Source organism: Okeania sp. SIO2B3 (genome assembly GCF_010672525.1).
Lineage (GTDB): Bacteria > Cyanobacteriota > Cyanobacteriia > Cyanobacteriales > Microcoleaceae > Okeania.
Genome location: NZ_JAAHGH010000099.1, coordinates 21,311 through 28,655, shown reverse-complemented (window position 1 = coordinate 28,655; position 7,345 = coordinate 21,311). Strand labels below are relative to the sequence as shown.

Below are 7,345 nucleotides of genomic sequence, written 5' to 3'. Positions count from 1 at the left end.
TCTCCCAACATATAATATTATTTGACTAAATTATCCACTTTGACAAAGACACCAAACAGCTTTTATAAAAGTCGATCACAATAGAGAAAATTATCGTTTTGGTTCAAATCATCATTTTGTTGAGCACCAAAAATCGCCAGATTATTAACTCTTGCATTGCTCAAATAATTGTGATAGTATTATGTTATTGGGAGTTTTTCGCCCCTACGCATGACTTTTTATTCAACTAAAAAACCGAATTATCTCCCAACATATAATATTATTTGACTAAATTATCCACTTTGACAAAGACACCAAACAGCTTTTATAAAAGTCGATCACAATAGAGAAAATTATCGTTTTGGTTCAAATCATCATTTTGTTGAGCACAAAAAATCGCCAGATTATTAACTCTTGCATTGCTCAAATAATTGTGATAGTATTTTATTATTGGGAGTTGTTAGCCCCTAAGTATGACTTTTTATTCAACTAAAAAACCGAATTATCTCCCAACATATAATATTATTTGACTAAATTATCCACTTTGACAAAGATACCAAATAGCTTTTCCAGCAAATAGATGGGGAGATGGGGGGATGGAGAAATATTTGGTAATGGTTGAAGATGGAACATTCTTGTATGCCGAATTAAACGGATTTGATATAATATAATGCTCAGATAATTAGTGATCAAAAAACTTTCTCCTTTTCCTCCTCTTTATTCTTTCTTCTTGGTTCTTTCTTCCCTCCTGAGTTCTGAGTTCTGAGTTCTGAGTCGTTTATTTATAAGTATTCAACTCAGAAGTAGAGAAAATTATCGTTTTGGTTCAAATCATCATTTTATGAAGCACAAAAAAACGCCAGATTATTAACTCTTGCATTGCTCAAATAATTGTGATAGTATTTTATTATTGGGAGTTGTTAGCCCCTAAGTATGACTTTTTATTCAACTAAAAAACCGAATTATTTCCCAATTATGATGTTTGACTAAATTATCCACTTTGACAAAGACACCAAACAGCTTTGATTAAAGTCGCTCGCAACTAGAGAAAATAATCGTTTTAGTTCCATTATTATCATTTTGTGAAGCACAAAAAAACGCCAGATTATTAACTCTTGCATTGCTCAAATAATTGTGATAGTATTTTATTATTGGGAGTTGTTCGCCCCTAAGTATGACTTTTTATTCAACTAAAAAACCGAATTATCTCCCAACATATAATATTATTTGACTAAATTATCCACTTTGACAAAGATACCAAACAGCTTTTATAAAAGTAAAAAAGAAAGCGTTAAATTAATTATGTTTAAATGTATTACAGTTAAAAATTTTAGATGTTTTGAAGAAATTAGTATTGATAATATCGAACGAGTTAATTTAATTGGAGGTATCAATAATGTGGGAAAAACAGCTCTGCTAGAAGCAATTTTTTTGTTAAAAAGTTTAAATGCTCTAGAAATTCCGTTTCAATTAAACTTTAATAGAGGAGTAGTCCAGCAACAAACTTTTGATGTAGAAGAAATTTGTGAATGGTTATTCTACAAAAAACAAGTCAGTAAAGCCATTAAAATTAAAATAGTAAACGAAAATGGTGAAGAGAACGAACTAAAATTGAGTTTAGATAAAGCATCAAGCCCAAGATTGTTCCCTTTAAATTTAAGGTCAAATAGTAGAAAAACTCTCAAGGATTTAAGACTAGGATTTAAAAAAAATGGTCAACAAATCTTTGGTTTTACAATATTTTTAACACCAGATCGAGAAGAACAAACAGAAATAAAGATAGCAATTCAGCAAGACGAAGAACAAGAAGCTAAAGAAATAGAAGTTTTTCCTCCTAGTGTTTTTCTCAGTAGTCGTTTAAGAGTCTCACCAACCGAAGATGCAGAAATATTTAGTCAATTTGAAGCTATAAATAAACAAAATGAAATTATAGAAATCTTAAAAATAATAGAACCAAGATTAAAACGTTTAGCAGTTTTAGTTACCGGAGGAATTCCGATGATTCATGGAGATATTGGAGGAGATTATTTAATTCCTGTTTCATTAATGGAAGAAGGAATGGGAAGATTATTATCTATTATTTTATCGATTATGAATGCAAAAGAAGGAACAGTATTAATTGATGAAATTGAAAATGGCATACATCACTCAGTTATGGAAAAAGTTTGGCAGTCTATAGCTGTAGCAACTAGAAAATTTAACACTCAAGTCTTTGCTACTACCCATAGTTATGAATGTATTAATGCTGCTCATCAAGCATTTTCCAACTCCGAGTTATATGACTTTCGTTATTTCAGACTAGAGAGAGAAAAAGAGACTAATATTATCAAGAGTTTAACTTATGACAAAGATAATATTGAGACTTCTTTAGAACTTAACCTGGAGATGCGTTAATGAGTCAAATTAAAACAACAATTGAAAAGTCAAAGTTGATTCTTGGTGAAGGAAAAGAAGATGTAATGTTTTTATCTCAATTAATTGAATATTTAGAAATTAATAATATCCAAGTTAATTCTTATGGAGGAAAAGATAACCTTAATAATTACTTGAAAACCTTGCCTTTAATACCAGGATTTTCTAATTTGCGTTCTTTAGGAATTACTAGAGATGCTGATAAGTCATTCGATGATGCGTCTAAAAGTATTGAATATTCTCTCAAGCAACATAAATTGAATCAAATAGAGAACTTAAAAATAGAAAAGTTTATCCTTCCAGAGAACAGTTCCCCAGGAATGCTAGAAGATTTATGTTTAAAATCAATACATACTGATGAAATTAGTTGTATTGAAAATTTCTTTCAGTGCATCGAGACAAGTACAGGAAGAAAATCTAATAAAATTTCTAAAGCTAAAATATACGCCTGGTTATCTACTCAAGAACATCATGATAAACGTCTAGGTGAAGCTGCTAAAGCAGGTTATATTAAATGGGATAACGAAGCCTTTAAAGAACTAAAAAACTTTATAAAAAATCTTTAAATAGGGTTTGCTGAAAAAGTATTTTAGTAAGGGTAGGAGTCAGGAGTCAAGAGAAATAGGAGTTAGTAGGAAGAATAGTCCCTTAATTTTTCTGCCCTAGTGAGCCTTTAATGCTAATTGCCCTCCTATCCCTATACAATTGATTCTGTCTCCTGTCTTCTGTCTCCTGACTCCTTCTTCAAGGAGTTGCTGACTTATTTGCATTCAATTCTTGTTGAGAATATACACCTGCTTTTAAGTTAGATTTATGTTGTGCTTCTGCCGCTACTTCTGCCTTAGCTTCCGCCACAATATCCCCGAATACTTCTACTGTTTCTGCTAGAGCACCTTTAGTTTTTTCCAAGAAAGAAACACCCGTTTTAATAGTTGCTTTAGCTACAGGTTTTAACAAAGGTAAAAGAATCGGAGTTAATACAATCGCACCCACACCTACTGCAATCGGAACTCGATTTTGAATAACAGTTTGTTTAACTTGTTGAGGTAAGTTTTGAGTTGCTTGTTGCCAGGTTTGATTAGCTACCACAGGTAAATTTTGAACCACTGATTCTGGTAGATTTTGATTAGTTTGTTCTACCATATTAATGCTCTCCTGAATTTTAGTATTCTTAGTCTTAAAAAATAATTATAACAAAAAAAAACAAACGAGGGTAATTAATTTTTTATTAAATTTTTGTTGCTATTTATTTTCAACAATAAAATATAGCAGAATAAAAAAGGAAGAAGGAAGAGGGAAGAGGGAAGAAGGAAAAATATTGCTTTGTCTGAGTTTTGAGCTTTTGAACTGTCCGCGCTCTTTCCTTTGAATGCTATATCAACTACAAATTTACAGATTACTTAATAACTTACAATAAACTACAAGAACCAAGAATTAAGATTAAACTTATCGAATAATTAAAGTTTAAAGCCTATCCTTTAAAGGAGAAAAAAAGGGGTCGATGGATGACGAGGTCTCCTGGCTGACCGACCATCGACCAAGAAAAGAAAAAATTTTCACGCTCCCCGTCAATCCTCTCCTTGAAAAGAAGAGTTCATTAATTGATAATGGATAATTACCTCTGGTTAAAACCGTTAGGAAATTAAATATAAGGAAATATTATTTCTTCTCTTGGTCGATTGGATATGGCGAGGGGACCTCGCCATCCCTCGACCGCTTTTTTCCCCTTAAAAGGGTCGGCTTTAAACCAGAATAATTAATAATTAATAATTAATTATTAATTGTTGAAGGAGCTTCCCTCCAAACCATAGTTTAAGAACTTAAAAATATCCTCAATAAACCCGATCTAGATCTATTTTATTTTATGACAAATAAAATTTTAGCCCTTGACTTTGGTGGTACAAAATTAGCAGCAGCAGTACTAAATGCTGGCGAAAGAGACTGGCAAGATTATCAAAAAACTTTTTCCCCTCCCCATGCTTCTGCTCAAACAGATATTGAAATGATGCAAACTATTTCTCACAACCTCCTCAAAGGCGAAAAACCTGCCGCCATAGGAGTCAGTTTTGGCGGTCCCGTAGATGCAACAACAGGTACAGTTCGTCTATCCCATCATGTAAAAGGTTGGGAAAATATTCCCCTCAAGCAAATCTTAGAAACCGAATTTAACTCACCCGCAATAGTTGATAATGATGCCAACGTAGCAGCATTAGGAGAATATCGTTTTGGCGCTGGTCAAGGATATGACAACTTACTTTATATTACTGTAAGCACTGGTGTCGGTGGAGGTTTGATTCTCAATGGCAAACCATGGCGGGGTGTTCAGAGTATGGCAGGAGAAATAGGTCATGTCACAGTCGATCCAGAAGGTCCAATTTGTCTTTGTGGTAAACGTGGTTGTGTGGAAAGATTGGCATCAGGTCCCTATATTGCCCAACAAGTAAGAGAACAGTTGCAATATCAACCTCAAGAAGGGCAAATTTTGCGGAGTTTGGTAAATAATGACTTAGAAGCAATAACTGCCAAGGAAGTTAGTCAAGCAGCTATTCAAGGAGACAAAATTGCGATTAAGGCGATCGAGTTAGCAGGTTGGGGTTTGGGAGTAGGTATTGGGAATGTGGCTAATTTAGTTAATCCCGAACGGTTTATTTTAGGAGGTGGGGTGATGAAAGCAGGTGAATTATTGTGGGAAACCTTACAACGAGTAGCAAGAGAAACTGCTTTACCAGAAGTCAATTTTGAGATTTTACCAGCAGCATTAGGTGATGAAGCACCTTTGTGGGGAGCAGTAGCATTAGCTGAGGATCTGTTCCACAATTAATAATTAATCAGGACTTACGCAAAAGCACTATTGATAGAGTGCAAGTACTATTGTCCAATAGTTTTTAGCACTATATATGGCGTATCTGTGTAAGTCCTATGAATTATTGTGGGAAACCCGACAACGAGTAGTAACACAAACAGCTCTACCAGAAGTCAACTTTGAGATTTTACCAGCAGCATTAGGTGATGAAGCACCTTTGTGGGGAGCAGTAGCATTAGCTGAGGATCTGTTCCACAATTAATAATTAATCAGGACTTACGCAAAAGCACTATTGATAGAGTGCAAGTACTATTGTCCAATAGTTTTTAGCACTATATATGGCGTATCTGTGTAAGTCCTATGAATTATTGTGGGAAACCCGACAACGAGTAGTAACACAAACAGCTCTACCAGAAGTCAACTTTGAGATTTTACCAGCAGCATTAGGTGATGAAGCACCTTTGTGGGGAGCAGTAGCATTAGCTGAGGATCTGTTCCACAATTAATAATTAATCAGGACTTACGCAAAAGCACTATTGATAGAGTGCAAGTACTATTGTCCAATAGTTTTGAGCGCTATATATGGCGTACCTGCGTAAGTCCTATTAATAATTAATAATTACCTCAACAGATGTCTAATGGTAAAGTTTTGTAAAATAGAGTAATTTATATTTATGAAACTACAACTAACGGAAGGCAGAGTTGGTCCACTATTACTAAAGCTAACACTGCCTATGGTTTGGGGAGTGTTTGCGGTTATTGGCTTTAATATCGTTGATACCTACTTTGTGGGTCAACTGGGAACAAATGAACTAGCAGCAATGAGTTTCACATTCCCAATCGTAATGGTATTAGGTAGCGTATCAATGGGTTTGGGAACAGGTGCTGCTTCCATCATTGCTAGAGCTATTGGAGAAGGCGATCGCCACAAAGTCAAACGACTCACTACTGACAGCTTAACTTTATCCCTGCTGATAGTCGGAATATTCGTAATTTTAGGCTTAACAACTATCGACCCAGTATTCACAGCTTTAGGTGCAAAAGCAGAAATTATCCCTCTAATTCGAGAATATATGCAGACTTGGTATCTAGGAGTAATTTTTATAGTAGTGCCAATGGTTGGTAACAATGCTATTCGCGCCGCTGGTAATACGTTAATTCCTAGCGTAATTATGATTGTAGCAGGTGTTGTCAACGCTGTGCTAGACCCGATATTAATCTTCGGAGTGGGCAAAATTCCAGCGATGGGTTTACAAGGAGCAGCATTAGCAACGGTTATCGGTAGAGCAACAACTTTGATTGCCTCTTTACTCTTTCTGCATTACCGCGAACGCATGATATCTTGGAGTTTTCCAAGTTTTAATCTCCTGCTCAGAAATTGGCAAAGCATCCTTTATATTGGTATACCTGCTGCCACCACAAATATGATTACACCAATTTCGATTACTTTCATTACTAGCTTAGTGGCTAATTATGGTATCGCAACAGTAGCTGGTTTTGGTATTGCTTCTAAGGTAGAGTCATTTTCTATAATTGCCCCAATGGCATTATCTGCCAGTTTCAGTCCATTTGTCGGGCAAAATTGGGGGGCAAAAAAGTATGAACGCGTGTATTTAGGTTTGCGTTTAGGATTTCAATTTTGTCTGCTGTGGGGAGTTGTTCTGGCGATCGCTCTTGGTGTAGGAGGAAGTTTAATTGCTTCTATATTCGACCCAAACCCAGAAGTTATAGAAATTGCTGCGAAATACTTGTTGATAGTACCTATTAGTTATGGTGCTTCTGGGATTATTTTAATTTCTAGTGCTACTTTTAATGCTCTGGGAAAACCTTTGCCTTCCGTAGTGATGACTATGACAAGAATGTTATTTTTGTATGTACCTTTAGCATATTTAGGAAGTTGGTTATTTGGGGTAAATGGTATTTTTGCTGCTGCTTGTTTTGCTAATTTAGCTGTTGGTATTGGAGCTTATATTTGGAATCAGAAAACTTGTAGCTTGAAAATGACAGCTCAACAGGAAAGAGTAGAAAATATTCCAGAAGTTGTTACATCCTTTCATGGAAGTCAAAAATAGTTATTTATTTGAGAGGATTTGAGAAATAGTATCGCATCATATCTCTTTGAATATCCACAGTAAAAAATTTAGGCAATAG

7 protein-coding genes are annotated in these 7,345 nt (G+C 34.9%); 6 read left to right on the top strand and 1 reads right to left on the bottom strand.

The window, feature by feature from the left end; translation table 11 throughout:
* Window positions 1-1,281 precede the first annotated feature (1,281 nt).
* Both F6K15_RS31525 and F6K15_RS31520 read left to right on the top strand, forming a co-directional pair.
* Window positions 1,282-2,373 (top strand): ATP/GTP-binding protein, encoded by a 1,092-nt coding sequence (locus F6K15_RS31525; protein WP_293069114.1) that lies wholly within the window; start codon window positions 1,282-1,284, stop codon window positions 2,371-2,373.
* Window positions 2,373-2,957 (top strand): DUF3226 domain-containing protein, encoded by a 585-nt coding sequence (locus tag F6K15_RS31520; RefSeq protein WP_293069111.1) that lies wholly within the window; start codon window positions 2,373-2,375, stop codon window positions 2,955-2,957. The genes F6K15_RS31525 and F6K15_RS31520 overlap by 1 nt, the downstream gene beginning before the upstream one ends.
* A gap of 178 nt (window positions 2,958-3,135) precedes the next feature.
* Here the strand turns inward: F6K15_RS31520 and F6K15_RS31515 are convergent, their stop codons facing one another.
* Window positions 3,136-3,534, bottom strand: coding sequence for a DUF5132 domain-containing protein (locus tag F6K15_RS31515; protein WP_293069109.1), 399 nt, complete (start codon window positions 3,532-3,534; stop codon window positions 3,136-3,138).
* A 721-nt stretch (window positions 3,535-4,255) separates the two neighbouring features.
* Between F6K15_RS31515 and F6K15_RS31510 the strand changes: the two genes are divergently transcribed.
* From F6K15_RS31510 to F6K15_RS31495, 4 genes are all read left to right on the top strand, one after another.
* On the top strand, window positions 4,256-5,212 hold the full coding sequence (locus F6K15_RS31510) for an ROK family protein (RefSeq protein WP_293069106.1): 957 nt from the start codon (window positions 4,256-4,258) through the stop codon (window positions 5,210-5,212).
* 76 nt (window positions 5,213-5,288) lie between these two features.
* Window positions 5,289-5,456 (top strand): hypothetical protein, encoded by a 168-nt coding sequence (locus tag F6K15_RS31505; RefSeq protein ID WP_293069103.1) that lies wholly within the window; start codon window positions 5,289-5,291, stop codon window positions 5,454-5,456.
* Between the two features lie 76 nt (window positions 5,457-5,532).
* Window positions 5,533-5,700, top strand: coding sequence for a hypothetical protein (locus F6K15_RS31500; protein WP_293069103.1), 168 nt, complete (start codon window positions 5,533-5,535; stop codon window positions 5,698-5,700).
* Between the two features lie 168 nt (window positions 5,701-5,868).
* A complete protein-coding gene (locus F6K15_RS31495; RefSeq protein ID WP_293069101.1) occupies window positions 5,869-7,266 on the top strand; it encodes an MATE family efflux transporter in 1,398 nt (465 codons plus the stop codon).
* Window positions 7,267-7,345 lie beyond the last annotated feature (79 nt).

Excerpts from the sequence above, each read along its gene's own strand:
- F6K15_RS31525 (WP_293069114.1), top strand. The coding sequence starts at position 1,282 with ATGTTTAAATGTATTACAGTTAAAAATTTTAGATGTTTTGAAGAAATT.
- F6K15_RS31515 (WP_293069109.1), bottom strand. The coding sequence starts at position 3,534 with ATGGTAGAACAAACTAATCAAAATCTACCAGAATCAGTGGTTCAAAAT.
- F6K15_RS31500 (WP_293069103.1), top strand. The coding sequence starts at position 5,533 with ATGGCGTATCTGTGTAAGTCCTATGAATTATTGTGGGAAACCCGACAA.
- F6K15_RS31520 (WP_293069111.1), top strand. The coding sequence starts at position 2,373 with ATGAGTCAAATTAAAACAACAATTGAAAAGTCAAAGTTGATTCTTGGT.
- F6K15_RS31510 (WP_293069106.1), top strand. The coding sequence starts at position 4,256 with ATGACAAATAAAATTTTAGCCCTTGACTTTGGTGGTACAAAATTAGCA.
- F6K15_RS31505 (WP_293069103.1), top strand. The coding sequence starts at position 5,289 with ATGGCGTATCTGTGTAAGTCCTATGAATTATTGTGGGAAACCCGACAA.
- F6K15_RS31495 (WP_293069101.1), top strand. The coding sequence starts at position 5,869 with ATGAAACTACAACTAACGGAAGGCAGAGTTGGTCCACTATTACTAAAG.